The organism is Streptomyces lucensis JCM 4490 (genome assembly GCF_014650035.1).
Lineage (GTDB): Bacteria > Actinomycetota > Actinomycetes > Streptomycetales > Streptomycetaceae > Streptomyces > Streptomyces lucensis.
Map to the genome: position 1 here is coordinate 576611 of NZ_BMUE01000002.1, position 26409 is coordinate 603019.

The following is a 26409-nucleotide window of genomic DNA, read 5'->3' on the forward strand; positions in this document are numbered from 1 at the left end:
TGTGCGCCCGTGGCCCCTATCGTCGGACACTCCACCCGCGTTACCTCAACCGATTAACCCGGCAGCGGGGCCCGCTTGGGCCTTCCGGGTCCCGTCCGCGCCGCTGCGGTTTGCGGCGGCGCGGAGTGTGCCGGCCGTCGTCCACGGCGCGGACGTGCCGTCCCCCACGGCGCGGACCGTACCCGGCGCGCCCTCCTGGGCCGTGTCCGCGAAGTCGCGCCTGCGCCGCGACGCCCGCCCTGCGGGCGAACGACGCGACTTCGCGGACACGGCCTAGAAGTTGAACGCCCCCGGGTGCGTCTGTTCGCGCACCGCCGTGAACTGCTGGCGCACCGCCTGGCCCACCGCCAGTTCCTCGCCCGGCTCCAGCACCTGCGCCGCCGCGCCCTGCCAGGCCGGCGGGTTCCGCGGGTCGAGCGCGCCCTGCGAAACGCCCAGCGCCCAGGCGGCCTGCCGGGCGGCGCCGATCGCCGCGTAGTCCGCCGGCTGCGGCACGACGACCCGCGCGGCGAACAGCGAGGGCGCCGCCGCCTGCACGGCCGGCAGCTCGGCGGCCGGGCCGAGCAGGAAGACCCGCCGCACGTCCACGCCCCGGCCGCGCAGCACGTCCAGCGCGTCGGCGAGACCGCACAGCATGCCCTCGAACGCGGCCCGCGCCAGGTGCTCGGGCTTCATCGACTCGCGCCGCAGCCCCGCGAGCGTCCCCGCGGTGTGCGGCAGGTTCGGTGTCCGCTCGCCCTCCAGATAGGGCAGCAGCACCAGGCCGTGGGAGCCCGGCGTGGACTTCATCGCCAGGTCGGACAGGCTCTCCAGGTCCGGCAGGCCCAGCATCTCGGCGGTGCCGCGCAGGGTGCGTACGGCGTTCAGGGTGGTGACGACCGGCAGGTGCATGCCGGTCGCGTCGGCGAGGGACGTGATCATCCCGGACTGGTCCGTGAGCGCCTCCGGGTGCACGGCCATCACGGACCCGGACGCCCCGAGGGAGACGACCGCGTCCCCGAGCCCGATCCCGAGCCCGAACGCGGCGGCCATGGTCTCGCCGGTCCCGGCGGAGATCAGCAGCCCCTCCGGGGTCGTGCCGGCCGCGTCCGAGGGGCCGATCACCTCGGGCAGCATCGCCTGGTGCCCGAGCGCCAGCTCGACCAGGTCGGGGCGGTAGGCGCCGATGGCCGCGGACCAGTACCCGGTGCCGGAGGCGCCGCCGCGGTCGGTGGTCCGCCGCACGGGCCGGCCGAGCAGCTGCCACACCAGCCAGTCGTGCGCCTGGAGCAGACCGGCCGTGCGCAGCGCGTTCTCGGGTTCGCTCTTCGCGAGCCAGCGCAGTTTGGTGACCGGCTGGGCGGCCGTCGGGACGGAACCCACGGCCTGCGCCCAGGCCTCGCGCCCGCCGAGGGCGTCGACGAGGTCGGCCGCCGCGACCTGGGCCCGCTTGTCGCCGCCGGTCATCGCCGGCCGCACGGTGTTGCCCTGGGCGTCCAGCGGGATCAGCGCGTTCTGCTGCGAGGAGACCCCGATGGCCTGCACGCCCTCCAGCAGACCGCCCCCGGCGGCCTCGCCCAGCGAGAGCAGCCAGGCCTGCGGATCCACGTCGCTGGGCCGGCCCCCGCCCTCCGGCGTCTCCACCGGGTGAGGGGCATACCCCTGCCGTAGCACGGCACCGGTGTCCGTGTCGCAGACCACGATGCGCGTGAAGTCCGGTGAGCTGTCCAAGCCGGCGACTATCCCCATACCGAGAATTTTGCCGTACCGCGGCGCCTGCTCCGGCCGGGGACGCCCAAGGACGCGGAAGCACCCGCCGTTCGGCGGGTGCGGGTCCGTCATGGCCGGGCGCGCGGGATCCTCCCCGCGCTTCTGGGCGGGAGGACTCGCCCGGGCGCCGGGCGGCCTTCGCTCACGTGTTGCTCGTGCCCCAGTCGTCCTCCGGAGTCCCGTCGATGTTCCGGTCGCGCAGGGAGCGGACCCGCTGGGCGACGGAGGCCGGGACCCGGTCGCCGACCTTGTCGCTGACCGTGTGGAAGGCCTTGCCGGCGTAGACGCGGCCCTGCTGGGCGGCCGTCTCCGCGGTGTTGCGCACGGCCGGGTTCTGCGCGATCTGCTGGGCGGACTTCTTCAGCTGCTCGTAGCGCTCGCGACCGGCCCTCGTGCCGAGCACGTAACCGAGGGCCACTCCGAGGACGAACGTGAGCCGGTAGCGCATGGCGGCCACCCTTCCCTTGCTAGGTCTCTGGTTGCGGCGACGGGGCCGGGGGGAACCGATTGGCGGAGCACCCCCCTGCTTGCGCTAATGTATGTGTCGCAGCGAGCGCCCGCCCCCTGGCGAATACCCAGGCAGGTACGTTCGATGCAATCGAGGCGATCCTCCGTAGCTCAATTGGCAGAGCAGCCGGCTGTTAACCGGCAGGTTACTGGTTCGAGTCCAGTCGGGGGAGCTTCGGTCCTCCGTAGCTCAATTGGCAGAGCAGCCGGCTGTTAACCGGCAGGTTACTGGTTCGAGTCCAGTCGGGGGAGCACGCTGAACGAGGACCCCACAGGGGTCCTTTTTCATGTCCGGGGGAACCGTCCCGCCCGCGGTGCTGTCCTCAAGGTCATGAGCAGCGCGGAAGCCGACCATCCGAAGCAGGAGATCGTATGACCGGCTATGCTGCGGCAGACGGCGCGCACACTTGTACGCGACACGCCGCTATGGGGCGGTAGCTCAGCCGGTTAGAGCAGCGGACTCATAATCCGCCGGCCGTGGGTTCGAGTCCCACCCGCCCCACCAAGCACCTCCACGCGCGGCATCTTCACGGATTCCCCGCCGTGAACGTCGAACACCCGGCTGATTTGTGGATAGGCTCAGCCCCGACCGGAAACGGCCGCCGGGCGTCGCGGACGTGACGCAGGACGACAGGACCGCGTACCCGGAGGACACAGTGCCCGCCGCATTCCCTGCCTTAACCGGCAGGCGTCTCCGCCCCGGCCGTAGCCAGGTCGTCATGGTCGCGTTACCGCCCGTCAGGTTCCGCGGACGCCTGGGACTTCCCCGCGGGTTCCGCCCCCGCTCCCGGCCCCTGCCATGTCATGCCCGCGTCCACGCGCGCGTCGCGGGCGATGTCGCGGCGGCAGGGTCCCGCAGTCGGCCGCTTCCCCAGCCGTGGCGCCGTCCCGCCTCCGACCGGTTCGCGACTCCTACTTGGGAGAGGACTCGATGACCGTATCGATACTGGTCGCCGGTGCCGTGGTCGCTCTTGTGGCCGCAGCGGCCGCATGGCGTTCCCACCGCGCGTACCGGCGCGAGCGAAGCAGGGCCGGCCGGCTCCAGGACCGGTCCGAGCAGCTCACCCAGCAGCTCCACGCCGTGGAGTACGCGCTGGCGCAGCTGACCGCGGACGTGGTGCCCGCACTGGCCGGGGCGCCCCGGCCGGGCGGTCAGCGCCCCGGCGACCTCGTCGTGCCCCCGCCGCTGGCGCACACGCCGATCGCCGACCGCCTGCGGGACCTCACCGGCCACGTGGCCGCCACCGTGACGGGCGTCCGGGAGAGCACGCAGGCGGCGGCCGAGCAGCACATCGCCCAGCTCCGGTCCGCCGCCGACCAGGAGATCGCCAAGGCGCACCGGGACGCGCAGCAGGCCACCCGGGCCGCCGTACGCAGCTTCGCCTCCAACGTGGTGGCCCGGGCGTCCCGGCTGGGACGGGAGATCAGCCAGGGGGTGCGCTCCCACCAGGACGACGAGGCGTACGCGACCCTCGTGCACATCGACCACATCGCCCAGCAGATGCTGCTCACCGCACAGGGTTACGCGGTCCTGGCCGGCGACAAGCTCTCCAGGCGCTGGCCCCGGACCTCGCTGACCGACGTGATCCGCGCGGCGATGGGCCGGATCGAGGGCTACCAGCGGGTGCAGCACCACGAGTCCGACACCATCGCGGTGCAGAGCCGGGCGGTCGAGGCCGTCGTCCACACCCTGGCGCTGCTGCTGGACAACGCCCTGCGGTACTCCCCGCCGGCCGCGCGCGTGCACGTCTCGGTGGAGGAGGGCCACCACGCCTGCTTCCTGATCGTGGACGACGCCGGTCTGCGGATGGACGACGAACGGCTGCTGTGGGCCCGCGACATCATGTCCGGTGAGCAGCGCGACGACATCACCCGGCTCGGCGCCCACCCGCAGACGGGTCTGCGGGTCGCCTCGCTGCTCGCCGAGAACTACGGCTTCCGGGTCGAGCTGACCGCGCCGAACATCTACCAGGGCACCCGCGCCGTCCTGGTGCTGCCGAAGAACCTCCTGGTGTTCTCCTCCCCGACCCCCACCCCCGCCTCGGCGGCGACCGCGACCCCCACCCCCGCCTCGGCGGCGACCGCGACCACCTCCCCCACCCCGGCGGCGACCGTGACCCCTGCACCCACCCCGGCGGCTCCCGAGCCCGCCACCGCTCCCGAGCCCGCCACCGCCCCCGAGCCCGTGACCCAGCCGGAGCCCGCGGCCCCGCCGCAGTCGCCCGTGACCACTGCCAGCGGCCTGACCGTCCGTCAACGCCCGGCCAGGGTGCGCAGCACGCCCCCCGCACCGTCCGGGGAACCGGCCGTGCCGGGGCGGCCGAGCGTCGCCGCCGCCTGGGCGGCGGGCACCCGCCGCGGACGCCAGACCGAGGAAAACAACGGACCCACCGAAGGACACTGACCATGCGCGACACGCACAGCAACAGCCTGGGGTGGCTGCTCGACCAGGAACTCGGCTCCGTCGAGGGCGTCGAGTACGCGGTGCTGATGAGCAGCGACGGCCTGCTGCAGGCCCGTACGCAGACGATCGGCCAGGAGGACGCGGAGAAACTCGCCGCCGTGACCGCCTCGCTGCGCGCCGCCGGCAAGGCGTGGGACGAGCACGTCGGGGGCAAGGGGATGTGCCAGCTGCTGATCGAGTCGCAGGGACGCATCGGGCTGACGACCGCGGCCGCGAAGAACAGCATGCTCTCGGTCGTCACCACCGGGCCCGACTCCGACGTCGGCCTCATCACCCACCACATGGTGCGGCTGGCGACCCGGCTCGGCCACGAGCTGGAAGTCGGGGACCGACGGCCCGCCGCGGGAGGCGGCACCGCGACGTGACGGGCCCGCGGCACGACCCCGACCTGATCAGGCCCTACGTCCGCACCGGCGGGCGGGTCCGCCCCAGCCGGGACGTGCGCCTGGAGACGGTGGTCATCGCCGCCTCCGGCGGCACCGAGACGCTGGCGCCCGACGCCCGCAGGGTGATGCGCCTGTTCGGCGGCGGCGGCCGGGGCGGTCTGGCCGTGGCGGACATCGCCGCCGCGCTCGAACTGCCGCCCTCCACCGTCCGGATCCTCGTCTCCGCCCTGATGGACAGCGGCCATCTCACCAGCCCGGTCCCCGTCGAGGAGGGCCGGCCCGGACTCGATCTGCTACAGGAGGTGCTGCGTGGACTCCGCGAACTGGTCTGACGGGCCCGCCCCCCATTTCCTGGCTCCCGCCGTGACCCGGTCGGCGAAGATCGTCGTCGCCGGGGCGTTCGGCGTCGGCAAGACCACCTTCGTCGGCAGCGTCTCCGAGGTGACCCCGCTGCGCATGGAGGAGCCGATCACCGAGGCGAGCGTCGGCGTGGACGATCTGCGCGGCACTCCGAACAAGACGACCACCACCGTCGCCATGGACTTCGGGCGCATCCACCTGCTCGGCGACCGCCTGGTGCTCTACCTGTTCGGCACCCCGGGCCAGACCCGGTTCCGGCCCCTGTGGGAGGGGCTGACCGAGGGCGCGCTGGGCGCCGTCGTCCTGGCCGACACCCGCGACCTCGACGGCTGCCACGAGGTGCTGGGCCTGCTGGAGGAACAGCGGACGCCGTACTCCGTCGTCATCAACGTCTTCCCCGACGCGCCCCGCTACCCCCTCGAGGAACTCCGGCAGGCGCTCGCGCTGGACCCCGGCACGCCGCTGACCGAGTGCGACGCGCGGGACGGCCGGTCCTGCGTGTACGCGCTCATCACCCTCGTCGAGTACCTGACCACCCGTCACGCACCCGCCTCTCTTGTGGAGCCCCGTTCATGACCACCTCCGCACCCGGGACCGCGAGCCCGCCGACCCGGATCGCGCTCTACGACGCCGAGTTCGCCGAGGACCCGCACCGCGCCTACGCCCGCATGCGCGACCGGTTCGGCCCCCTCGTCCCCGTGGAGCTCGCCCCCGGCGTCCCCGCGACCCTGGTCATCGGCTTCCACCAGGCCCGCCGCATCCTCAACGACCCGCTGCACTTCCCCGCCGATCCGCGCATCTGGCAGCAGGCGATACCCGACACCTGCCCGGTGAAGCCGATGATGGAATGGCGGCCCAACGCGCTGCGCTCCGCCGGCGCCGAGCACACCCGCTACCGCGCGGCGAACACCGCGAGCCTGCAGGCGGTCGACCAGCACGAGCTGCGGGCCCTGGTGGAGAAGGTCGCCTCCGAGGCCATCGGCGACTTCCGTGCCCTCGGCCACGCCGACCTGCTCACCCAGTACTCGTGGCCCATCGCCTTCCGCGTGCTGAGCGCGCTGCTGGGCTGCCCGGACGAGATCGGCCGGCGCATCGCCGACGGCATGGCCAAGATCTTCGACGCGGAGGCCGCGACGGCCGCCCTCGGCAACGAGATCCTCGGCCGGGCCGTGGCCGACCTCGTCGCACTGCGGCGGCACCAGCCCGGCGACGACGTCACCTCACGGCTGATCGCCCACGCCGCCCGCCTGGACGACGTGGAGATGTCGCATCAGCTGGTCACGCTCTACGGCGCGGGCATCGAGCCGCTGACCCACCTGATCAGCAACACCGTGCTCAAGATCCTCACCGACGAGCACTTCTCCGCCGGGCTGCACGCCGGCCAGCCCGTCCGGGACGCCCTCGACACCGTCCTGTACACGGACCCGCCGCTGGCCAACTACTGCATCACCTACCCGCCTTACCCGATCGACGTCGACGGCGTGCTGCTCCCCGCCCACCAGCCCGTCGTCATCTCCATGGCCGCCTGCAACAACGACCCGGCCGTCACCGCCGGCGTCGCGGCCGCCGACCTCACCGGCAACCGCGCCCACCTGTCCTGGAGCATCGGCCCGCACTCCTGCCCGGCCAGGAGCCACGCCTACCTCATCGCCGAGACCGCCATCAGCTGGCTCCTCGACGCGCTCCCCGAGCTCGACCTCGCCCGTCCCGTGTCCGAACTGGTCTGGCGGCCCGGCCCGTTCCACCGCGCCCTGGAGAGCCTGCCGGTCCGCTTCCCCGCCGTCGTCTGAAGGAGTCCGGCCATGTCCCAGCACGCTCCGCTCGTCCTCGACCCGACCGGCGCCGCCGCCCATCAGGAACACCGGGCCCTGCGCGAACGCGGCCCGGCCGCGCGCGTGGACCTCCTCGGCGTCCAGGCCTGGGCCGTCACCGACCCTGTCCTGCTCAAGAACCTGCTGACCAGCCCGTCCGTGTCCAAGGACGCGCGGGCGCACTGGCCCGACTTCCAGCAGACGGTGGCGACCTGGCCGCTCGCCCTGTGGGTCGCGGTCAAGAACATGTTCACCGCCTACGGCGCCGACCACCGCAGGCTGCGCCGCATGGTCGCCCCCGCCTTCAGCGCCCGGCGCATCGAGGAACTGCGCACGGCCGTCGAGGGCATGGTCGCCGAACTGGTCGACGACCTCGCCGCGCTGCCCGCCGGGCAGGTCGTGGACCTGCGCGAGCACCTGGCCTACCCGCTGCCCATCGCCGTGATCGGGCACCTGATGGGCGTTCCGAAGGACCAGCGGGCCGGCTTCCGGCAGCTCGTCGACGGGGTCTTCGACACCACGCTGACCCCGGAACAGTCCCAGGCCAACACCGTCCGCCTGTACGGCGTCCTCGACGAGCTGATCGCCACGAAGACCGCCACGCCCGGCGACGACATGACGTCCCTGCTCATCTCGGCCCGCGACGAGGAGACGGACGGCACCGGCTTCACCGCCGAGGAGCTGCGCGACACGCTCCTGCTGATGATCAGCGCCGGGTACGAGACCACCGTCAACGTCATCGACCAGGCCGTCGTCGCCATGCTCACCCGTCCCGACCAGCTCGACCTCGTGCGCACCGGCAAGGCCGGCTGGAACGACGTCGTGGAGGAGACCCTGCGGCACGAACCCGCCGTCAAGCACCTGCCGCTGCGCTACGCCGTCACCGACATCGAGCTGCCCGACGGCCGGACCATCGCGCGGGGCGAGGCCATCCTCGCCTCGTACGCCGCCGCCAACCGCCACCCGGACTGGCACGGCGACGCCGCCGACACCTTCGACCTCACCCGCACGCTGAAGGACCATCTGGCCTTCGGCCACGGCGTGCACTTCTGCCTCGGCGCCCCCCTGGCCCGCCTGGAGGTCGCGGAGGCCCTGCGGCAGCTCTTCGAGCGCTTCCCCGGGCTGTCGCTCGCGGTGCCCGCCGGGGAGCTGCGGCCGGTGGCCTCCCTCATCAGCAACGGCCACCAGGAACTGCCCGTGCGCCTCACCCCCGCCTGAGCCGGGCGGGCGGGTGGCGAGCCACCCGCCCCCCGCCGGCCGGTCCCGCGCGGCGGCCATACTGTGCGCATGGAACGCATTGGGGGGTACGTCGTCGAGCGCCGGCTCGGCGAAGGAGGCATGGGAACCGTCTACCTCGGGCGGACACGCGGCGGGCGGGCCGTGGCGCTGAAGGTCGCCAAGACGGAGCTGGCGGCCGATCCGGTCTTCCGCGAGCGGTTCCGCAGCGAGGTCGAGGCGGCCCGCGCGGTGGGCGGCTTCCACACGGCCCCGGTCGTCGACGCGGACGTCGACGGCGACCCGCTGTGGCTGGCCACGGCCTACATACCCGGGCCGACCCTCGCGGCGCGGCTCGCCTCCGACGGCGCCATGGACGAGCCGCGACTGCGGTCGCTGGCCGCCGCGCTCGCCGAGGCGCTGGAGTCCATCCACTCCTGCGGCCTGGTGCACCGCGACCTCAAGCCGGGCAACATCATCATGGCCGCCGACGGGCCCCGCGTCCTCGACTTCGGCATCGCCCGGGCCGTCGAGTCCACCCGCCTCACCGCCACCGGCACCGCCTTCGGCACCCCCGGCTTCCTCGCGCCCGAACAGGCGCTGGGCCACGACGTGACCGGCGCCGCCGACGTGTTCGCGCTCGGCGCCGTGCTGGTCGCCGCGGCGGGCGGCAGCGCCTGGGGGGAGGGCACCCCGATGGGGCTGATGTACCGCTCGGTGCACGAACCGCCGGACCTGGCCACCGTCCCCGCCGCTCTCGCCGAACTGGTGTCGGCGTGCCTGGCGAAGGACCCCGCGGCGCGGCCGACACCCACCGAACTGCTGGACCGCCTGACCGGCACGGCACCCGAACCGGACCGGCCGGCACCGGCGTACACCCCCACCGTCGCGGCTCCCGCACCGCCCGCGGCCCCGCCCCCGCCGCACCCCGCACAGGTCCCGCCGCACCCCGCGACGCCCCCGCACCCCGCGACGCCCCCGCACCTCGCCGTGCCGCCCGCGCCGGTGCCGCAGGCCGTCCAGGGGTTCGGGCCGCCGATCCCGCTCCTGTACGGCAGCCCGGAGGCCGTGCTGGCCGACGGGACGGCGCGCGTCGTCGTGAACGCCACCGGCGTACTGCTCGAACTGGGCGGTGCGGCCGCGGACTTCGAGTGGGCGGAGATCGCCCACGTCGCTCGTACCCGGCGCGGCAACCGCCTCACGGTGACCGTCCGGCTGTGGGACGGCAGCGTGTACGAATGCGAGCTGAACGCCCGCCGGGCGGCCCGGCTCGGCGCCTGGCTGGCCCAGCTCGACCCGGTCCTCGGCCGGTACCTGGCCCGGTAGGGCCGGCCCGGCGAGCGGCGGGAGACGTCCGGCAGGCCCCGGCGGCCACCCGCCGCTGCCCCCCTGCCCGCCGCCTCTGCAACGGCACCGTCAAAACGAGGACTTGAGTCCGATCACGCTTGAACACGCCGGGTCCTGGGCACGGACCTCCTACCGGCGTCCGCCGCCGGACCGTTCCGGACAGGAGGAGGGCGTCATGGACCGTCGGATCCGGGTGCGTGTCAGCCGGCGCCCAGCCGCCCCGCGCGGGCAGGAGATCGACCGCAGGACACCTTCGGGGCGCATCCTGCCGTACTGACCGTACTGACCGGACTGACCGCCGCGCGGCCGCCGGGGCGGTTCAGCGGGCGTGGCGGGCCGCCGCCGCACGCAGCGCGGCGCGCAGCGGTCCGGGCGGGGCGGGTCCCTCGGGCACCGCGCTCGCCGTGACGGCCGCCGCCACCTGCCGCAGCTTGAGGTTGGTGCGCTGCGAGGCCTCGCGCAGGATGTCCCACGCCTGGTCCGAAGTGCAGGCGTGCGCGGCCATCAGGATGCCGCGGGCCTGGTCGATCAACGGGCGTGAGTCGATCGCGTGCCGCAACTGCTCTATCTCCAGCCGCAGCGACTCCACCTCTTCGGCGCGCTCCTGGACCACCGCGGAGGCGGTGCGGACGGCGGACGCGCGGGGCAGCGCGGTACGCAGCGGGTCGGTGGTGTCCAGGTCGAGCAGTTCCAGCACCCGGTGCGGCTGGCCCCGCCAGCCGGTGGCCGAGACCGGGATGCCGTGCCGGCGGCCGTAGCCGCTCAGCAGGTCGAGGAAGCGCAGCCCCGCCGTGTCCATCAACGAAACGCCGGAGACGTCCAGTTCTATGCGGGCGGCGTCCGCCGGCAGGGCGGCGAGGGTTCCCGCCAGGGTGTCCGTGCAGCCGACGACCAGTTCTCCATGGGCGCGCAGGAGGATCCGGTCCCCCTCCTTCCTGCCCTCGACCGTCAACGTGGCCTGCCGCCCGGCGCGCGGTGAGCGTGCCGCTGAGGTCATGTCCTTCGCCCTCTTCGGTCCTCGGGGTGCCACACCCGACGCCTGCCCCATGCTCCCCGGGATACACCCGTTCGTCCCGTACCGCGCCCGGTGCGCCGGCTGTCGCGGCGAGTTCACGGCGGCGGCACGGGCAGGGGGCCGAGGAACACCGGAAGTGCATCGCAAGGGGATGCCCGCCGTCAGTTCGCTTGCGGCCCGAACCGGCGCTTGTACGCCGACGGTGTGATGCCGGTCTCGCGGCGCATCAGCGTGCGCAGATTCGCGGCAGTGCCGAGACCGCTGCGTCGCGCGACCACCTCGAACCGGAACTCACCTCGCTCGATCAACCGGCACGCCAGAGCGAGCCGTTCCCCCGTCAGCCACGTCAACGGCGTCGTGCCCAGTTGCGCCTGGAAGCGGCGGTGCAGGGTCGCCGGACTGACCGTCGCACGTGCCGCGAGGTCCGACACGGTGAGCGGTGAGTCCAACCGTTCCTGGGCCCAGGCCAGGACAGGCGCCAGAGACTCGTCCGGCAGGTCGGGCATGGGACGCTCCACGAACTGCCGCTGCCCGCCGTCCCGGTGCGCCGCGAAGACCAGTCGCCGGCTCACCAAGTTGGCCACCTCCGCGCCGTGGTCGCGGCGAACCACATGCAACCCGAGATCGAGAGCGGCGGCACTCCCCGCCGCGGTGAGGATGTCACCGTCGTCCACGAACAGCACGTCCGCTTCGAGGTGGACGGAGGGGAAGCGGGCCCGGAAGGAGTCCGCCCACTGCCAGTGCGCGGTGGCCCGGCGCCCGTCGAGGACTCCGGCTTCGGCCAGTGTGAAGGCGCCACTGCAGAAGCCGACCAGGCGCGCACCGCGGGAGTGTGCCCGGCGGATGGCATCGAGCACGGCGGGACGTCGGGGCACTTCGGTGTCCGGGCGGTTGGGGACGATCAAGGTGTCCGCCGCGTCGGCCGCTTCCAGGTCGGCGACTCCGGTGAGCGTGAAGAAGCCGTCGCGCATCAGGGTGCGGGGCTCGGGGGAGCAGAGCCTGAAGTCGTAGAGATCACGGCCGATCTCCGGTCTGCGCAGACCGAAGACCTCGGTCGCGCAGCCGAGCTCGAACGGGTTCGAGTTCTCGTCCACGATCACGACGACCCGGTGTGCGCCCACCGCGCGGGCCGGGTGCGAGGATTCTTTCGTCATGTGCGATTCCTAGCACTCACCGTGGCCATGCGAAACGGCTCAGGATGAGCCCATGAGCAACGAACCCATCCCCCTCAGCAAGGCTCTGGCTTCCTTCGATGCCCTGTGGAGCCCCCGCATCGTCACGCGTGTCAACGACTACGACGTCCGCATCGCCAAGGTCGAGGGCGAACACGTCTGGCACGTCCACGACGACACGGACGAGTTCTTCCTGGTACTCGACGGCGAACTGCACATCTCCCTGCGGGAGCCCGAGGGGGAGCGCACGGTCCTGCTCCCGCAGGGGGCGGTCTTCACCGTCCCCCGAGGCACGCAGCACAAACCGTACGCTCCGTCCGGCGCCGCGATCCTCATGTTCGAGCCCACCGGGACACCGACCGTGGGCGATCGCCACGACGAGATCCCGGAGCACGTCGACTCGACGACCGGGCACGCCCTCGGCACCTGACGCCGACAGGCTTAAGGTTCACCGGCTCGCGGCACACTCGCCGGGCGGGGCCGGGACGGGGACGCGCCGCACGGCCGGCGGCGGCTTCAGGCGGCCAGCGGGTTGAGGAGCAGCGGCTCGACGCGGCCCTCCAGCATGGCGCCCAGTCCCTCCGCCGCGCAGACGTCGGGCCGCTCGGCGATGTGCACCGGCATCCCGGTGGCCTGCCGGAGCATCTGGTCGAACCCGGGCAGCAGCGCGGAGCCGCCGACCATCACCATCCCGCGGTCGGCGAGGTCGGCGACCAGATCGGGCGGGCAGTCGCGCAGCACCTTGCCGATGCCGTCCAGGACGGCCGTCAGCGGGGTCTGGATGGCGACGCGCACGGCCGCGGTGTCGACGCGCACGGTGCGCGGGAGCCCGGTGACCACGTCCCGCCCGTGGATCTCGGCCGACGCCGGCCCGTGCTGGGCGAGTCCGCTGGCCGACAGGGCCACCTGCAGCGGACGCACCGACTGGCTGGGCAGCATCAACTGGTGTGCGTGGCGCAGGTGCTGCACGATCGCGCGGTCCACCGCCTCGCCGCCCACCGGGATCCGCTCGGCGGTGACGATGGACCCGAGCGAGAGCACGGCGACCTGCGTGGCCGCCGCCCCGCACACCATGATCATGGTGGCCTCGGGCCGCTCCACGGGCAGTCCGCAGCCCACGGCGGCCGCGATCAGCGTGTCCACCAGCACCACCCGGCGCGCGCCCAGCCCGACCAGCGTCTCGATCGTGGCCCGGGTGGCCAGCGGGTCGGCGGCGTGCGGGGTGCAGGCCGCCGCGCGCAGCCGGGGCTTGCGGCGCAGGGCGCGGCGCGTCTTCTCGCCGAGCAGATGCCGCAGCATTCGCTGGGCCATCTCGATGTCGACCACCGTGCCACCGGAGATGGGCCGCACGACCCTGATGTAGCCCGGGGTCCGCCCCGTCATCTGCTCGGCCAGGTCGCCCACGGCTATCAGCGCGCCGCTGCGGTTGTTCACGGCCGCTACCGAGGGCTGGTCGACGACGAGTCCGGCCCCCTTCACGTACACCCGCGTGCGGGCGGCGCCCAGGTCGACGGCGAAGTGACAGCGGCGCAACTGCTCCAGGCTGACGGTCACGGCGGATCCTCCCGAGTGCACGGGCCATGGGCGGCCGCCGGGGCGACGGGCCGCACCTGCATCCTGCGCGGCGGCCGGGGCGGCCGCCTGCTGGGAGGGGCCGGGCGGGGCGCCGCCGAACGGGGGGTTCTCCGGCGTGGCGCGGCCACGGAGCGCGGGCGGCGGCGAGGGGAGGGGGTAAGGGCTGCTCCCGCCTCGTCCCCGGCTTCGCCCCGCGCCGCCCCGCCCTTCGGCCTCGCCGCGCCCTCTGGCCCCGCCTCGCCAGGAAAGGGTGTCGGCGGACCGCCGTCAGGGCACCTTCCCGCTGGTACCCCTCAACGCCCTTGCACCGTACGGCACATGACAGCACCGGCGAGTCCGACGAGAAGAGGCGCGGATGACCACCGGACCATTCGGACGCCCGGCGGCCCTGCTGGCCGCCGCCCTCGTGGGCACCCTGCTCCCGGCCGCCCCGGCCGCCCCGGCCGCCGCGCGCACCGTCCCCGCGGCACACGCCCGGCGAACGGCCGCCGACGCCACCACCGTCACCCTCGTCACCGGCGACAAGGTGACCGTCACCGGTCTGGGCCGGGGGCGGGAGGCCGTCACCGTGCGGCGGCCCCGCGGGGTCACCGGGGCCGTGCGGACGCAGCGGAGCGGCGGCGACCTCACCGTCGTACCGGACGAGGCGCTGCCGTACCTGCGGGCGGGGACGCTGGACCGGCGGCTGTTCGACGTCAGCGGGCTGATCCGGCAGGGGCTCACCGACGCCGAGGCCCGCACGCTGCCGCTGATCGTCACCTACGGCAGGGGCGCCCGCACCGCCGTCCCGGCCGGCGCCGAGCGGACCCGCGCCCTGCCCAGCCTGCGCGGGGCGGCCGTCGAGGCGGACCGGGGGCGTACCTTCTGGCGTTCCCTCACCCGCACGGCCGGTATCGGCAAGGTGTGGCTGGACGGGCGGGTGACGGCGGACCTGGCCGAGAGCAACGCCCAGATCGGCACCCCCGCCGCCTGGGACGCCGGGCTCACCGGCAAGGGCGTCACGGTCGCCGTCCTCGACACCGGTGCGGACCTCGGACACCCCGACCTGAAGGACCGGGTGAGCCGGACCCGCAGCTTCGTCGACGGCCAGGAGGTCGCCGACCTGAACGGCCACGGCACGCACGTCACCTCCACGGTGGGCGGCAGCGGAACCGCCTCCGACGGCGCCGAGAGGGGCGTGGCGCCGGGCGCGGCACTCGCCGTCGGCAAGGTGCTCGACGACCAGGGCGCGGGCAGCGAGTCGCAGATCATCGCCGGAATGGAGTGGGCGGCGCGGGACGTGCGCGCCCGTATCGTCTCCATGAGCCTCGGCTCCACCGAGCCGAGCGACGGCACCGACCCGATGGCCGAGGCGGTCGACACCCTCTCACGGGAGACCGGCGCGCTGTTCGTCGCCGCCGCCGGGAACACCGGAGCCCCGTCCTCCATCTCCTCGCCCGGCGCCGCCGACGCCGCGCTCACGGTGGGCGCGGTGGACGCCGGCGACCGGCCGGCCCCCTTCACCAGTGCCGGCCCCCGCCACGGCGACAACGCCCTCAAGCCCGACCTGGCGGCGCCCGGCGTCGGCATCCTCGCCGCCCGTTCCCAGCTCGTCCCCGGCAGCGGCTACTACACCTCGATGAGCGGCACGTCCATGGCGGTCCCGCACGTCGCCGGGGTGGCGGCGCTGCTCGCCGAGGAGCACCCGGACTGGACCGGCGCCGAGCTGAAGGACGCGCTGCTGTCCACCTCCCGCCGGCTGGACGCCTCCGCCTACACGGTGGGCGCCGGCCGGGTGAACGTGCCGGACGCGGTGCGGGCGGAGATCACCGCCACCGGCAGCACCGACCTCGGCTTCCACCGCTGGGCCCACGACGCGGACGAGCCCGTCACCCGGACCCTGACCTACACCAACTCCTCCGACCGGGAGGTGCGGCTGCGGCTGTCCGTGGACGGGGCCCCGGAGGGCGTCGCCACCCTCGCCGGCACCTCCCTCACGGTCCCCGCCCACGGCACCGCCTCCACCACCGTCACCGGCGACGCGTCCAGGGCGCCGGCCGGCGCGACCAGCGGGCAGATCGTGGCCGCCGGCCCGGCCGGCGAACCGCTCGCCCACACCGCGTTCGCGCTGGTCAAGGAGGACGAGCGGTACACGCTCACCGTCCACGTCAAGGATCGCGCCGGCACCCCCGCCGCCGCCGACCTCACCGTGCAGAGGCTCGCCCGGGGCGAGGACGCGCAACCGGCCCACGTGGACGCGTCCGGCACGCTGGAGCTGCGTCTGAGGCCCGGCACCTACGCCCTCACCTCGTTCCTCGACGTGTCCGGCAGCCACGGCGCCGACTCCCTCGGCCTCGGCTTCCTCGCCGCCCCCGAGATCACCCTCGACCGGGACCGCGGCGTCACCCTGGACGGGCGGGAACTGCGCGAGGTGAAGGCGGAGGTGGGCCGGCGCACCGAGACCCGCCAGCTTCTGATGGAGTACGACCGCACGGCGGACGGCGCCGACCTGTTCGGCGCGGTCCAGGTGCCCCTCGCCTACGACAGCGTCTTCGCCGCCCCCACCCGCGAGGTCACCCGGGGCGACTTCGAGTACCGGACCGTGTGGCGGCTGGCCGAGCCGCGACTGACGGTCAGGGGCGTCGGCGAGGCCACCGTCCAGTCCGGCGGCACCCTGATCGAGGGCCGCACCCGGCTGCCGCTCGTGGACGTCGGTGACGGGCCCGTGACCGGGGTGAGAGGCGAGGCGGTGCTCGCCCGCCTCGCCGACGGCGCCGAGCCGGCCGCGCTCGCCCGGGCCGCCCAGGACGCGGGCGCCAGGGCACTGTTCGTCACGGACGACGCGCCCGGCCGGCTGACGGCCTGGTGGGGTACGGAAGACAACGCCGACCGGCCGCTGCAGATCGCGACCGTGAACGCGGCCGACGCGGCACGGCTGCGGACGGCCGGACGGGTCGACATGACCGGCAGCGCCGACCCCGCGTACGTGTACGACCTCTCCGAGGGCCACCGGGGCGCCGTCCCCGGCCGGACCCTCACCTTCGCGCCCTCCCGGCACGAACTCGCCGCCCTGCGGGTCCGGTTCCACGCCGCACGGCCGTCGGCCGGCGGGGAGTTCCGTTACTCGGTGACCGACGCCTTCCCGATCGCCCTCGGCTTCCAGGAACCCGTGGACCTGCCCGCCGAGCGCACCGACTACGTCTCCACCGGCCCCGGCCAGCTGTGGCACGAGTCCGTCACGGCCGGCGACGGCGCCCTGGAGGAGCGCGGCGGCCTGGTCCGCTACGGCGGCGGCACCCGGCCGGAGCTGGACTGGTTCCGGCCGGTGTGGCACCCGTGGCTGGGCACCGCTCTCGACGGGACACCGCAACGGCAGGGCGACCGCCTCCGGTTGAACGTCCCCGGCTGGGGCGACTCGGGGCCCGACCACACCGGGTTCGGCGACGTGTGGAGCGAGGACAGCGGCATGAGCCAGACCACCGCCGTCGCCCTCGACGGCACACCGGTCGACCGGCGGACCGGCTCCGCCGTCGACGTGCGGGACGCCCCCGCCGACGAGCATTCCTACCGGGTCGTCACCGACACCGCTCTCGCCGCGGACCGCTGGCCGCTCGCCACGCGGGGCCACAGCGAGTGGACCTTCCGCTCGGCGGCCACCGCCGAGGACCACTGGACGGTCCTGCCGCTGATCAACCTCTCCTACCGCCTCTCCACCGACCTCCGCGGCGCCGTGCGCGGCGGGCGGCGCACACCGGTCACCCTCGGCGCCGGGTACGTGGCGGGCGCCGCCGGCACCGGCACGCTCGGCGGCGGGAGGCTGGAGGTGTCGTACGACGAGGGCGTCACCTGGCGGCGGGTCCGGCTCACCGCGGGCGCCGGGGCCTCCTGGCGCGGCACGCTGACCGTGCCGCGCACCGCCGCCTCCGTCTCGCTGCGGGCCGCGGCCCACGACGACAGGAGCGGCTCGGTGACCCAGGAGATCGTCCGGGCGGCCGCCGTGAAGTGACCTACGTCCCGGGGCGGTCCGCGTGGACCGCGTGGTCCGTGTGCTCTGCGATGCCCCGGACCACCCCCAGCTCCACCAGGTCCTGCGGCCGGATACGCAGCTGCCCGGCCGTCGCCTCCACCTCCTCGGGCGGGCGTTTGAGGATGGCCGCCGCGAGTTCCGGGGCGATCACCGAGAAGTAGCCGTCCGGCGTGACCCAGGTGTTGCCGGGCGCCGCCAGCGCGAGCGCACCGCCGGAGCCGCCCTCGCCGACGACGAGCGTGGTGACCGGCACCCGGGCCCCGGCCACCGCGGCGAAGACCTCGGCGATCGCCGCACCCGCGCCCTGCCGCTCCGCCTCCGCGTCGTTCGCGGCGCCCGGGGTGTCCACGAGCGTCAGCACCGCGATGCCGAGCCGGTCCGCCAGCCGGATCAGCCGGGCCGCCGTCCGGTACCCGGCGGGCCGCGTCGCGCTGCCCGTCTGGGCGGCGTAGGCCACGGTGCGGCCGTCCCGCTCGCCGAACCCGCAGAGCATCCCGTCGTCGTCCCTGCCGCCGCAGCGGTCACCGCCGATGCCGGCCCGGTGCGTGAAGTAGGCGTCCAGGTAGGCCCCGGCACGCGGACGTTCCGGGGAGCGGGCGCGCCGCACGGCCTCCCAGCCGGTGGCGGGCAGCGCGGCCTCCCCGAGGGCGGCGGGGACGGGGGCGGGCTCGGCGGGCCGCCGTCCCGCCGTCCCGCGCGACAGCAGCCGCAGCCACGCCCCCAGCACCCCCTTCAGCTCCGCCGGCGCCACCACCGCGTCCGCCGCCCCCGCCGCCAGCTGCGCCTGCGCCGTGTACGCGGCCGGGTCGGCGTCCGGCGGCCTCACCCGCGAGCCCGCGAAGCCCACCTGGGCGCCGGGCAGGGCCAGTACGACGTCCGCGCCCGCGCCGAGCGTGGCCCAGCCGCCGCCCGTCGTCGGGTCCCGCAGTACCGCGATCTGCGCCAGTCCGGCCTCCCGGGTGAGCGCCGACTGGCGGGCCACCCGCTGCAGCTGGGTCAGCGCGAGCATCCCCTCCTGCATCCGGCTGCCGCCCGTGGCGATCAACGGCACCACGGGCAGCCGGTGTTCCCGGGCGTACGCGTACGCCGCCTCCAGCCGGTCGCCGGTTCGCCCGCCCAGCGAGCCGCCGAGGAAGCCGAACTCGAAGGCGATCAGCACGGCCGGGACGCCTTCGACGCGGCCGGTGCCGCAGACGACCGACTCCTCCTCGCCGGTGCGCTCGGCGGCCCGGGCGCGCGAGGCGTCGTAGCCCTGCCAGCCGAGCGGACCGTCCGGCTCCGGCTCCCGTATGACGCAGGGGATGTCCGTGAAGCTCCCGGCGTCCGTGACGAGGGCCAGGACCTCCCGCGCCGAGCGGCGCTCAGCCATCGGCCAGCGCCCGCTTCATGATCTTCCCCATGTCGTTGCGGGGCAGCGCGTCCAGGTGCCGGACGACCCGCGGCCGCTTGTGCGGGGCCAGCCGCCGGGCAACGTGGTCCGCCAGCTCCGCGTCGGCGGGGGGCGCCTGCGGGTCCGCCGGGACGATCCAGGCCACGATCCGCTCGCCCAGGTCCGCGTCCGGCTCCCCGGTGACCGCCGCCTCCCGTACGCCCGGGTGCTCCAGCAGCGCGTTCTCGATCTCGCCCGCACCGATCTTGTAGCCGCCGCTCTTGATCAGGTCGGTGGCCTTCCGCCCGACGATGCGGACGTATCCGTCCGGCTCGCGCACGGCCATGTCCCCGGTGCGGAACCAGCCGTCCCGCGTGAACGCGGCCGCGGTCGCGTCCGGCCGGTTCAGGTACCCGGTGAACAGGTTCGGGCCGCGCACCTGGATCTCGCCGACGCTCTCCCCGTCGTACCCGGCGATCTCCGTGCCGTCCTCCTCCACCAGCCGCAGCTCCACGCCCGGCAGCGGCACCCCGACCGTCCCCGCCCGGGCCTCGCCGTCGGCCCGCACACTCGTGTTCATCAACGTCTCGGTCATGCCGTACCGTTCGATCACCCGCCGACCGGTGGCCGCGCGGATCCGCTCGTGATCGTGCACCGGCAGCGCGGCCGACCCCGAGACCAGCAGGCGCGCCCCCGCGAGCGCCCCGGCCAGCTCCGGGTCCCCGGGCAGGGCCTCGGCGATGCGGTGGTACATCGTCGGCACCCCGAACAGCATCGTGGCCCCGGCGTTCAGCTCCCGCGCCACGCCCCGCGGGCTGAACCGCCCCAGGTGCCGCACCGAGCCGCCGCGCCGCAGCGGCCCGAGCACGCCGAGCACGAGACCGTGCACATGGAACAGCGGCAGCCCGTGCACCAGCACGTCGTCGCCGGTCCACCGCCAGGCGACGGCGAGCGCGTCCAGGGTCGCGGCGAGTGCCCGCCGCGGCAGCACCGCGCCCTTGGGCGGCCCGGTGGTGCCGGAGGTGTAGACGACCAGTGCCGGGTCGCCGTCGGCGGCCCGCTCCTCGGGGACGGCGCCGACGGCGGAGGCGTCCACGTCCAGCCGCTCCAACCCGTCGAGTATTGGGGGCAGTTGTGTGCCGGGCGCGGCGAGCACGAGAGCCGGCGCGCTGTCGGAGAGGATGTGCGCCAGCTCCTTCTCGCCCGACCTGGGGTTCAGCGGCACGGCCGCCACCCCGGCGAGCAGCGAGCCCGTCACGGCGACGGCGGTCTCCAGTTCCGTCGTGGCCCACACCGCGACCCGGCCGGCGCCCCGCAGCCGGGCGGCCAGCGCACCGGCGGCGCCCGCGAGGCCGCCGTACGTCAACGACCGTTCGCCGAACCGCAGGGCGACCCGGTCGCCCGGGCCGTCCGTCAGGGCGGGGAAGAGGGAGGACACGCGGCGCACTCCTTGCTGCCGGACCGGGCCGGCCGTCGGGGACGACAACACCCTTCCTACACCAGGAGCCTCGTGCCCACGACCGTGCACAGGCCGGGCGCGAGCCGCAGTTCGGTCGCCCGCAGCGCGGGGTGCTCCAGCCAGTGCAGCCGGGCCCGGTCGGGCTCGCCCCCGTGCAGCGGCGGCCAGCCGGTGGCCGGGGTGAAGTCGTCCACGACCACCGTCCCGCCCGGCGTGAGCAGCCGCTCCACGTCGGCGGGTTCGTCCCCGGGCGCCTTGCCCTGCCCGCCGCCGTCGAGGACGAGCAGATCGTAGGGACCGTGCTCGGCGATCCGCCGCCAGTCGCCGCCGAGGACGGTCACCCCGGGCCGCCCGGCGAAGACCGCGGCGGCGGCCCGCGCCCGCCCGGGGTCCCGCTCCACGCTGTACAGCCGTACACCCGGGGCGGCCCCCGAGACCAGCCACGCCAGCCCCACCCCGAGCCCGGTCCCGGTCTCCCCGATGCGGGCGCGGGCCCCGCCGGCCAGCACGCGCAGCAGGCGTCCCTGCTCGGGACGGCACGAGGCCGCGAAGCCGTGCGCCCGGGCGGCGAGCACGGCCTGCCGGACGAGCGGCGGGAGGCCGCCGGCCCCGCCGTACGCGTCGGTTCCCCCGATCGACATGACGCCTTCCTACCGGATCCCGCGGTGGCCGCGCCGGTTGTTAACCTCGCCGGAGATCGAACCGTCGTACGACAGGGAGTCCGCCGTGCCCCGCATCGCCCTCGCGACCTACGACCCCGGCGCCGAGCCCTGGCGCGACACCGACCTGCCGGTGCTGGTGCGGGCGCTCAGGGACGCGGGCGCCGAGGCCGAGGCCCGGCACTGGGACGACCCGCGGGCCGACTGGGGCGGCTACGACCTCGTCGTCATCCGCTCCACCTGGGACTACAGCTGGCGCACCGAGGAGTTCGGCCAGTGGGTCGAGCGGGCCGGCGCGCTGACCCGGCTCGCCAATCCGGCCCCGGTGGTGCGCTGGAACACCGACAAGCGGTACCTGGGCGAGCTCGCGGAGGCCGGCGTGCCCACCGTCCCCACGCGCTACATAGCCCCCGGCGAGCCGGCCCGCCTGCCCACCGGCCACGACTACGTGGTCAAGCCGACCTCGGGAGCGGGCGCCCGGTTCGCCGCCCGCTACTCGCCCGCCGAGCACGACACGGCGGTACGGCAGCTCGCGCGGATGCACGCGGAGGGCTTCACCGCGATGGTCCAGCCGTACGTGCGGGGCATCGACGTCAGCGGGGAGCGGGCGCTGCAGTTCTTCGGCGGCCGGCTGCTGCACGCCAGCCGCAAGGGCGCCGTCCTCACCCCCGGCACCCCCTACGACGCCGACAAGGTGCCTCACCCCGACCTGGAGCGCTGGCAGCCGACGGACGCCGAACTCGCGCTGGCGGAGCAGGCGCTGGCCGCCGTGCCCGGCGCTCCGGGGCTGCTGTACGCGCGGGTGGACCTGGTCGACGGGGAGGACGGCGAGCCCCGCCTGATGGAGCTGGAACTGGTCGAGCCGAACCTGTTCCTGTCGCTGCACCCCGACTCCCTGCCCCGGGTGACCGAGGCCATCCTCGCGGCGGCCGGGGACGTCACCGGCTGACCGTCTCCCGGCACGCCTCGGCGTAGGCCCGCACCAGGGGCCGTCCCCCGTCCTCCCGGCGCCAGGCCAGCGCGTAGCGGCTGGGGCCGATGCCCCGCACCGGGCGGGTGGTGACGCCGCCCAGGCTGATCAGCGGGGCGTTGCCGACGGCGACCAGACAGACGCCGAGGCCCGCGACCAGGGCCTCGTACGTCTCCTCCGCCCCGGCGATCTCCGCGCCGATCCGGGGCGGCCGGCCCGCCCGCGCGTCGACGGCCAGCCAGTGGTCGCGCAGCACGCCCGCGGACACCGGCAGGGCCAGGAACGGTTCGTCCAGCAGCTCCGCGAAGCCGATCTCGGTGCGGGCGGCCAGCGGATGCGTCACCGGCAGCGCCAGCAGGCGCGGTTCCTCGGCGACGACGGTCCAGGCGTAGCGCTCCTCGTCGGGCAGCGGCAGCCAGACGAAGGCGATGTCCGTGGCGCCGTCCGCCAGCCCCGCCGTCGGATCGTCCCAGCTCATCTGGCGCAGCCTGACAGTGACGCCGGGGTGTGCCGCGGTGAAGCGGGAGCGGACGGCGGGCAGCAGCCCGCCCCGGCCCGGACTGGTGCTCATGCCCACCACGAGCGTGCTGCGCTGCGCGGCCTTGGCCGCCTCCACGGCGGCCACGCCGTCCTCCAGTGCGGCCAGCACCCTGCGGGCGTGCGGCAGCAGCGCCTCCCCGGCCGCCGTCAACGACACCCGGTGCCGGTCCCGCCGGAACAGCTCGGTCGCCAACCGCCGCTCCAGCGACCGGATCTGCTTGCTCAGCGCGGGCTGGGACACGTACAGCCGCTGGGCGGCCCGGGTGAAGTGCAGTTCCTCGGCGACCGCGGTGAAGTAGCGGAGGTCCCGTGCGTGGACGTCAGGGGTCATGGCCGTTGGTTATCACCGAAGATCTTGGACGGGCAACGGAGTTCGGCGAGAGGCTGGTCGAGGACGATGAGCCACGACGACGGATTACGGGGAGTTGCAGTGAACAAGGTATGGCTGGTTACCGGGGCGAGCAGCGGTTTCGGGCGGGCGATCACCGAGGCGGCGGTCGCCGCCGGTGACGTGGTGATCGGCGCGGCCCGGCGCCCGGAGGCCCTGGACGACCTGGTGGCCGCCCACCCCGACCAGGTGGAGGCGCTGCGGCTGGACGTGGTCGACACGGCCGCGATCGACACGGCGGTACGGGACGTGCTGGCCCGGCACGGCCGGATCGACGTCCTGGTCAACAACGCGGGCCGCACCCACGTCGGAGCGGTGGAGGAGACCACGGACCAGGAGCTGCGGGACCTGTTCGACCTGCATGTGTTCGGCCCGACGGCCCTGGTGCGAGCGGTGCTGCCGCACATGCGGGAGCGGCGCTCGGGCGCGATCGTCCAGATGAGCAGCATGGGCGGGCAGCTGTCCTTCGCGGGCTTCGGGGCGTACAGCGGCACCAAGTTCGCGCTGGAGGGCATCTCCGAGGCGCTCGCGGACGAGGTGGCCGAGTTCGGGATCAAGGTGCTGATCGTGGAGCCGGGCGCGTTCCGGACCTCGCTGTTCGGCACCGGCCGGGCCGGGCTCAGCCCGGACAGCGGGGTGTACGCGAAGGTCGGCGGGACCCGTGGTGCCGTGGCCGGCGGCGACGGCAGCCAGCCCGGCGACCCGGCCCGGGCGGCGGCCGTGATCCTGGCCGCGCTGGAGGCGGAGCGCACCCCGCTGCGGCTGCCGCTCGGCGACGACGGGGTGAGCGCGGTGCTGGCCCACCTCGACCAGGTCCGCGACGAGGTCACCGCCTGGGAGAAGCGGACCAGGGCGACGGGCTTCACCGGCTGAGAAGGGGCCCGGCCCCGGGCGTCAGGCGACGACCGCCGTCCGCTGCAGCAGGCCCCAGGTGAACTCGGCGACCGTCTCGTGCCGTACGCCGTCCCGGTCCGGCGCGACGAAGGCGAGGCCCCACCGCGTCGGCGCGGTGCCCTCCAGGGGGCGGGCCGGTGCGAAGGCGCGGGCGGCCTCGTCCACCGTGCAGGACCAGGGGACGAGGTCGTCCAGGGACTCGAGCCTGGGCACCGGGGCGCCGGGAGCGCGGACCAGCCACTCGTTCCACACCGCGCCGTCGGGGGAGACCAGCACCTCGAAGCGCAGGCCGGGCCAGAGGGGCAGGGCCCAGCGGCGGGCCTCGCAGTCGACGTCGCCGAGGCGCCGGGGGAGCACCGACTCCGGCTCGCCGAGGACGCAGCGGTACCGGGCGGCGGCCGGCCGGGACCGGGGCGAGCGGACCATCGCCTGCCAGCGCCTGTTCGCCTCCCGCATGTCCGCGACCGACGCGCCCAGCCGGCGCCGCGCGTCCTCCACCAGGTCCGGATTGTGGTCGGCCATGCGGCGCAGGAGCACCAGCTGGAAGTCGAGTGCCATGTCCTCATGGTGCCCGTCCCCGCCCGGCCATTGCCCGGGGAGGTTCCCCATGACTAGCCTGTGTTCGCCATGCCGATCGTCTGTTGAAATCTCGAACACAGACTCCTAGACGCAAGGGAGGGGGCCGGACGTGGGACGCCTCGTGCCTGCCGTGACCCGGGCTCTCGACATTCTTGAGCTGTTCCTCGACGGGGACGGGACGCTCTCCGCCCCCGACATCGTGCGCAGGCTGCAACTGCCGCGCACCACCGTGCACGAACTGGTCACCACGCTCGCCGCACGCTCGTACATCGTGCAGGTGCCGGGACAGCCCGGACGGTACCGGCTGGGCGTACGTCCGTACCAGCTCGGCAGCCGCTACGCCGAGCAGCTCGACCTCGCCGCCGAGGGCCAGCAGGTCGCCCGCTCGGTCGCCGAGACCTGCGACGAGACCGTCCACGTGGCCATCCTCGAGGGCACCGACGTCATCTACATCGCCAAGGTCGACTCCACGCACGCCGTGCGCATGGTCTCGGCGGCCGGCCGCCGGCTGCCCGCCCACTGCACCTCCGTCGGCAAGATGCTGCTGGCCTCCCTGCCGGAGCAGGAGCTGACCGAGCGTGTCCCGGACGGGGCGGAGCTGACCGCGATGACCCCGAACAGCATCACCGAGCCCGCCACGCTGCGCTCGGCCCTGGCGGAGATCCGGCAGCGCGGCATCGCGGTCGAGAGCCGCGAGTCCAACCCGGACGTCTCCTGCGTGGCCGCGCCGGTCCGCGACCGCACCGGCCAGGTCGTCGCCGCGCTGTCCATCTCCGTCCCCATGATCCGCTGGAGCGACGAGCGCCGGGGCGAGCTGGAGCAGCTCGCGGTGAAGGGCGCCGCCGAGCTGTCGGAGCGGCTGGGCCACCGGGGCGCGGCGTGACGGCGTACGAGGTCGCGGTGGCGGCCGGGGCGACGCTGGGCGAGGGCCCGACCTGGGACCCGGCGTCCGGGCGGCTGCTCTGGGTCGACGTCCTGGGCATGCGCGTCCACTCCTACGACCCCTCTACGGGCCGTCGTGCGGTGCGGACGACGGAGCAGCACGTCGGTGCGGCCAAGCCCCGGGCGGGCGGCGGCCTGGTCCTCAACCTCCGGGACGGGGTCGGTCTGCTGGACCCGGACGGCGCCTTCCGCTGGCTGCACCGCGAACCGGTACCGGGCCGCCGCGCGAACGACGCGGCGGTGGCGCCCGACGGGTCACTGTGGGCGGGCACGATGCGCTACGACGAGGCGGCGGGCGGCGGCACGCTGTCCCGGGTGGCCGGGGACGGGGCGGTGCGGACGGTGCTGCCCGACGTCACGGTCAGCAACGGCACCGGGTGGAGTCCGGACGGCCGCCTGGTGTACTACGTGGACACCCCGACGCGCCGGGTCGACGTCTTCGACTGCGACGGTGAGGATGTGCGCGGACGGCGTCCGCTGGCGGTGATCGAGGACGGCGCGGGGTATCCGGACGGCCTGACCGTGGACGCGGACGGGTGTGTGTGGGTGGCGCTGTGGGACGGGGGAGCGGTGCGGCGGTACACGCCGTCCGGTGAGCTGGACCGGGTGATCGAGTTGCCTGCGCGGCGGGTGACGGCCTGTGCGTTCGGCGGCGCCGCGCTGACGGACCTGTACGTCACGACGGCCCGGGTCGGGCTCACGCGCCCCCACCCCCTGTCCGGTTCCCTCCTCGTCCTGCCGACCGCGGGCCAGGGCCTAGCCCAACCACCCTTCACAGGCTGACCGACGCGCGTCGGGCGCGGGGGAGGAGGCCCGCGTGTGCGGGGTGCCTCCCCCGGAGGGGGCACCCCCAGCGCCCACCCGTGCCGCCCCAGCGGCACGACTGCCCGCAGCGGTGGTGGCCGTTCGGCCCCGGCCTGCAGGCGGCGGCGCACCGGGACCCCGCAAGGGGCGCGGGGAACTGCGCGACCAGCCACCACGGGCCCGCGGGCGAGTGACCGG

The 26409-nt window shown here is 74.8% G+C and carries 23 protein-coding genes and 3 tRNA genes; 16 read left to right on the forward strand and 10 right to left on the reverse strand.

Translation table 11 applies throughout. From position 1 onward, the window contains the following. Positions 1–273 precede the first annotated feature (273 nt). Both IE177_RS06710 and IE177_RS06715 read right to left on the reverse strand, forming a co-directional pair. Entirely contained in the window at positions 274–1728 is a 1455-nt protein-coding gene (locus IE177_RS06710; protein WP_190013808.1) for a xylulokinase, read from the reverse strand. A gap of 163 nt (positions 1729–1891) precedes the next feature. Further along, positions 1892–2197 carry a YtxH domain-containing protein gene (locus tag IE177_RS06715; protein ID WP_190013809.1) on the reverse strand — a complete coding sequence of 102 codons (306 nt, stop codon included), beginning with the start codon at positions 2195–2197 and terminating at the stop codon, positions 1892–1894. Positions 2198–2356: 159 nt separating this feature from the next. On the opposite strand from IE177_RS06715, the gene IE177_RS06720 reads away from it, so the two are divergent. The 10 genes from IE177_RS06720 to IE177_RS06765 all read left to right on the forward strand — a co-directional run bounded on the left by IE177_RS06720 (position 2357) and on the right by IE177_RS06765 (position 9818). Continuing rightward, positions 2357–2429: transfer RNA gene (locus IE177_RS06720), tRNA-Asn, on the forward strand. Positions 2430–2435: 6 nt separating this feature from the next. Beyond that, positions 2436–2508: transfer RNA gene (locus IE177_RS06725), tRNA-Asn, on the forward strand. A gap of 176 nt (positions 2509–2684) precedes the next feature. Next, positions 2685–2761, forward strand: a tRNA-Ile gene (locus IE177_RS06730). Between the two features lie 426 nt (positions 2762–3187). Further along, on the forward strand, positions 3188–4660 hold the full coding sequence (locus IE177_RS06735) for an ATP-binding protein (RefSeq protein WP_190013810.1): 1473 nt from the start codon (positions 3188–3190) through the stop codon (positions 4658–4660). Positions 4661–4662: 2 nt separating this feature from the next. Beyond that, a complete protein-coding gene (locus tag IE177_RS06740; protein WP_190013811.1) occupies positions 4663–5085 on the forward strand; it encodes a roadblock/LC7 domain-containing protein in 423 nt (140 codons plus the stop codon). Further along, positions 5082–5438, forward strand: a complete 357-nt coding sequence (locus IE177_RS06745; protein ID WP_190013812.1) for a DUF742 domain-containing protein — start codon at positions 5082–5084, stop codon at positions 5436–5438. The genes IE177_RS06740 and IE177_RS06745 overlap by 4 nt, the downstream gene beginning before the upstream one ends. Next, the gene (locus tag IE177_RS06750) at positions 5416–6042 is read left to right on the forward strand and encodes a GTP-binding protein (RefSeq protein WP_190013813.1); all 627 of its coding nucleotides are present in this window, start codon (positions 5416–5418) and stop codon (positions 6040–6042) included. Before IE177_RS06745 ends, IE177_RS06750 begins: the two co-directional genes overlap by 23 nt. After that, entirely contained in the window at positions 6039–7256 is a 1218-nt protein-coding gene (locus IE177_RS06755; RefSeq protein WP_190013814.1) for a cytochrome P450, read from the forward strand. Before IE177_RS06750 ends, IE177_RS06755 begins: the two co-directional genes overlap by 4 nt. 12 nt (positions 7257–7268) lie before the next feature. Next, entirely contained in the window at positions 7269–8495 is a 1227-nt protein-coding gene (locus IE177_RS06760) for a cytochrome P450 family protein (RefSeq protein ID WP_190013815.1), read from the forward strand. Between the two features lie 69 nt (positions 8496–8564). Then, positions 8565–9818, forward strand: coding sequence for a serine/threonine-protein kinase (locus IE177_RS06765; protein ID WP_190013816.1), 1254 nt, complete (start codon positions 8565–8567; stop codon positions 9816–9818). 340 nt (positions 9819–10158) lie between these two features. Here the strand turns inward: IE177_RS06765 and IE177_RS06770 are convergent, their stop codons facing one another. Together IE177_RS06770 and IE177_RS06775 are read right to left on the reverse strand one after the other, a co-directional pair. Then, positions 10159–10836: an ANTAR domain-containing response regulator gene (locus IE177_RS06770; protein ID WP_190013817.1), complete on the reverse strand. Its 678-nt coding sequence runs from the start codon at positions 10834–10836 to the stop codon at positions 10159–10161. Positions 10837–11015: 179 nt separating this feature from the next. Beyond that, positions 11016–12008, reverse strand: coding sequence for a GlxA family transcriptional regulator (locus IE177_RS06775; RefSeq protein WP_190013818.1), 993 nt, complete (start codon positions 12006–12008; stop codon positions 11016–11018). Positions 12009–12060: 52 nt separating this feature from the next. Here IE177_RS06775 and IE177_RS06780 point away from each other — a divergent pair, with 52 nt between their 5' ends. Further along, a complete protein-coding gene (locus tag IE177_RS06780) occupies positions 12061–12456 on the forward strand; it encodes a cupin domain-containing protein (protein WP_190013819.1) in 396 nt (131 codons plus the stop codon). A gap of 86 nt (positions 12457–12542) precedes the next feature. On the opposite strand, the gene IE177_RS06785 is transcribed toward IE177_RS06780, so the two are convergent. Continuing rightward, complete coding sequence (locus tag IE177_RS06785; protein WP_190013820.1) at positions 12543–13580, reverse strand: rod shape-determining protein; 1038 nt, start codon at positions 13578–13580, stop codon at positions 12543–12545. A gap of 376 nt (positions 13581–13956) precedes the next feature. Here IE177_RS06785 and IE177_RS06790 point away from each other — a divergent pair, with 376 nt between their 5' ends. Then, positions 13957–17586, forward strand: a complete 3630-nt coding sequence (locus IE177_RS06790) for a S8 family serine peptidase (protein WP_190013821.1) — start codon at positions 13957–13959, stop codon at positions 17584–17586. Between the two features lies 1 nt (position 17587). Here IE177_RS06790 and IE177_RS06795 read toward each other — a convergent pair whose 3' ends face one another. From IE177_RS06795 to IE177_RS06805, 3 genes are read right to left on the reverse strand one after another with little or no spacing between them, the layout of a single operon-like run. After that, the gene (locus IE177_RS06795; RefSeq protein WP_190013822.1) at positions 17588–18976 is read right to left on the reverse strand and encodes a carboxyl transferase domain-containing protein; all 1389 of its coding nucleotides are present in this window, start codon (positions 18974–18976) and stop codon (positions 17588–17590) included. Then, positions 18969–20414 carry an acyl-CoA synthetase gene (locus IE177_RS06800; RefSeq protein ID WP_190013823.1) on the reverse strand — a complete coding sequence of 482 codons (1446 nt, stop codon included), beginning with the start codon at positions 20412–20414 and terminating at the stop codon, positions 18969–18971. The genes IE177_RS06795 and IE177_RS06800 overlap by 8 nt, the downstream gene beginning before the upstream one ends. Positions 20415–20470: 56 nt before the next feature. Continuing rightward, a complete protein-coding gene (locus IE177_RS06805) occupies positions 20471–21076 on the reverse strand; it encodes an O-methyltransferase (RefSeq protein ID WP_190013824.1) in 606 nt (201 codons plus the stop codon). Positions 21077–21161: 85 nt separating this feature from the next. On the opposite strand from IE177_RS06805, the gene IE177_RS06810 reads away from it, so the two are divergent. After that, on the forward strand, positions 21162–22043 hold the full coding sequence (locus tag IE177_RS06810) for an ATP-grasp domain-containing protein (RefSeq protein ID WP_190013825.1): 882 nt from the start codon (positions 21162–21164) through the stop codon (positions 22041–22043). Here the strand turns inward: IE177_RS06810 and IE177_RS06815 are convergent. Further along, positions 22033–22935, reverse strand: coding sequence for a LysR family transcriptional regulator (locus IE177_RS06815; protein ID WP_190013826.1), 903 nt, complete (start codon positions 22933–22935; stop codon positions 22033–22035). The genes IE177_RS06810 and IE177_RS06815 overlap by 11 nt on opposite strands. A gap of 99 nt (positions 22936–23034) precedes the next feature. Here IE177_RS06815 and IE177_RS06820 point away from each other — a divergent pair, with 99 nt between their 5' ends. Beyond that, complete coding sequence (locus tag IE177_RS06820) at positions 23035–23865, forward strand: oxidoreductase (protein WP_190013827.1); 831 nt, start codon at positions 23035–23037, stop codon at positions 23863–23865. 21 nt (positions 23866–23886) lie between these two features. Here IE177_RS06820 and IE177_RS06825 read toward each other — a convergent pair whose 3' ends face one another. Next, positions 23887–24444, reverse strand: a complete 558-nt coding sequence (locus IE177_RS06825) for a hypothetical protein (protein ID WP_190013828.1) — start codon at positions 24442–24444, stop codon at positions 23887–23889. A 130-nt stretch (positions 24445–24574) separates the two neighbouring features. Between IE177_RS06825 and IE177_RS06830 the strand changes: the two genes are divergently transcribed. Together IE177_RS06830 and IE177_RS06835 are read left to right on the forward strand one after the other, a co-directional pair. Next, a complete protein-coding gene (locus IE177_RS06830; RefSeq protein ID WP_190013829.1) occupies positions 24575–25348 on the forward strand; it encodes an IclR family transcriptional regulator in 774 nt (257 codons plus the stop codon). Continuing rightward, positions 25345–26190 carry an SMP-30/gluconolactonase/LRE family protein gene (locus IE177_RS06835; RefSeq protein WP_190013830.1) on the forward strand — a complete coding sequence of 282 codons (846 nt, stop codon included), beginning with the start codon at positions 25345–25347 and terminating at the stop codon, positions 26188–26190. Before IE177_RS06830 ends, IE177_RS06835 begins: the two co-directional genes overlap by 4 nt. Positions 26191–26409 lie beyond the last annotated feature (219 nt).

What these genes read in the sequence shown, in the direction of transcription:
- IE177_RS06815 (WP_190013826.1), bottom strand. Translation starts at nt 22,935, where the DNA reads ATGACCCCTGACGTCCACGCACGGGACCTCCGCTACTTCACCGCGGTC.
- IE177_RS06735 (WP_190013810.1), top strand. Translation starts at nt 3,188, where the DNA reads ATGACCGTATCGATACTGGTCGCCGGTGCCGTGGTCGCTCTTGTGGCC.
- IE177_RS06765 (WP_190013816.1), top strand. Translation starts at nt 8,565, where the DNA reads ATGGAACGCATTGGGGGGTACGTCGTCGAGCGCCGGCTCGGCGAAGGA.
- IE177_RS06775 (WP_190013818.1), bottom strand. Translation starts at nt 12,008, where the DNA reads ATGACGAAAGAATCCTCGCACCCGGCCCGCGCGGTGGGCGCACACCGG.
- IE177_RS06805 (WP_190013824.1), bottom strand. Translation starts at nt 21,076, where the DNA reads ATGTCGATCGGGGGAACCGACGCGTACGGCGGGGCCGGCGGCCTCCCG.
- IE177_RS06710 (WP_190013808.1), bottom strand. Translation starts at nt 1,728, where the DNA reads ATGGGGATAGTCGCCGGCTTGGACAGCTCACCGGACTTCACGCGCATC.
- IE177_RS06780 (WP_190013819.1), top strand. Translation starts at nt 12,061, where the DNA reads ATGAGCAACGAACCCATCCCCCTCAGCAAGGCTCTGGCTTCCTTCGAT.
- IE177_RS06755 (WP_190013814.1), top strand. Translation starts at nt 6,039, where the DNA reads ATGACCACCTCCGCACCCGGGACCGCGAGCCCGCCGACCCGGATCGCG.
- IE177_RS06795 (WP_190013822.1), bottom strand. Translation starts at nt 18,976, where the DNA reads ATGGCTGAGCGCCGCTCGGCGCGGGAGGTCCTGGCCCTCGTCACGGAC.
- IE177_RS06790 (WP_190013821.1), top strand. Translation starts at nt 13,957, where the DNA reads ATGACCACCGGACCATTCGGACGCCCGGCGGCCCTGCTGGCCGCCGCC.
- IE177_RS06825 (WP_190013828.1), bottom strand. Translation starts at nt 24,444, where the DNA reads ATGGCACTCGACTTCCAGCTGGTGCTCCTGCGCCGCATGGCCGACCAC.
- IE177_RS06715 (WP_190013809.1), bottom strand. Translation starts at nt 2,197, where the DNA reads ATGCGCTACCGGCTCACGTTCGTCCTCGGAGTGGCCCTCGGTTACGTG.
- IE177_RS06760 (WP_190013815.1), top strand. Translation starts at nt 7,269, where the DNA reads ATGTCCCAGCACGCTCCGCTCGTCCTCGACCCGACCGGCGCCGCCGCC.
- IE177_RS06740 (WP_190013811.1), top strand. Translation starts at nt 4,663, where the DNA reads ATGCGCGACACGCACAGCAACAGCCTGGGGTGGCTGCTCGACCAGGAA.
- IE177_RS06770 (WP_190013817.1), bottom strand. Translation starts at nt 10,836, where the DNA reads ATGACCTCAGCGGCACGCTCACCGCGCGCCGGGCGGCAGGCCACGTTG.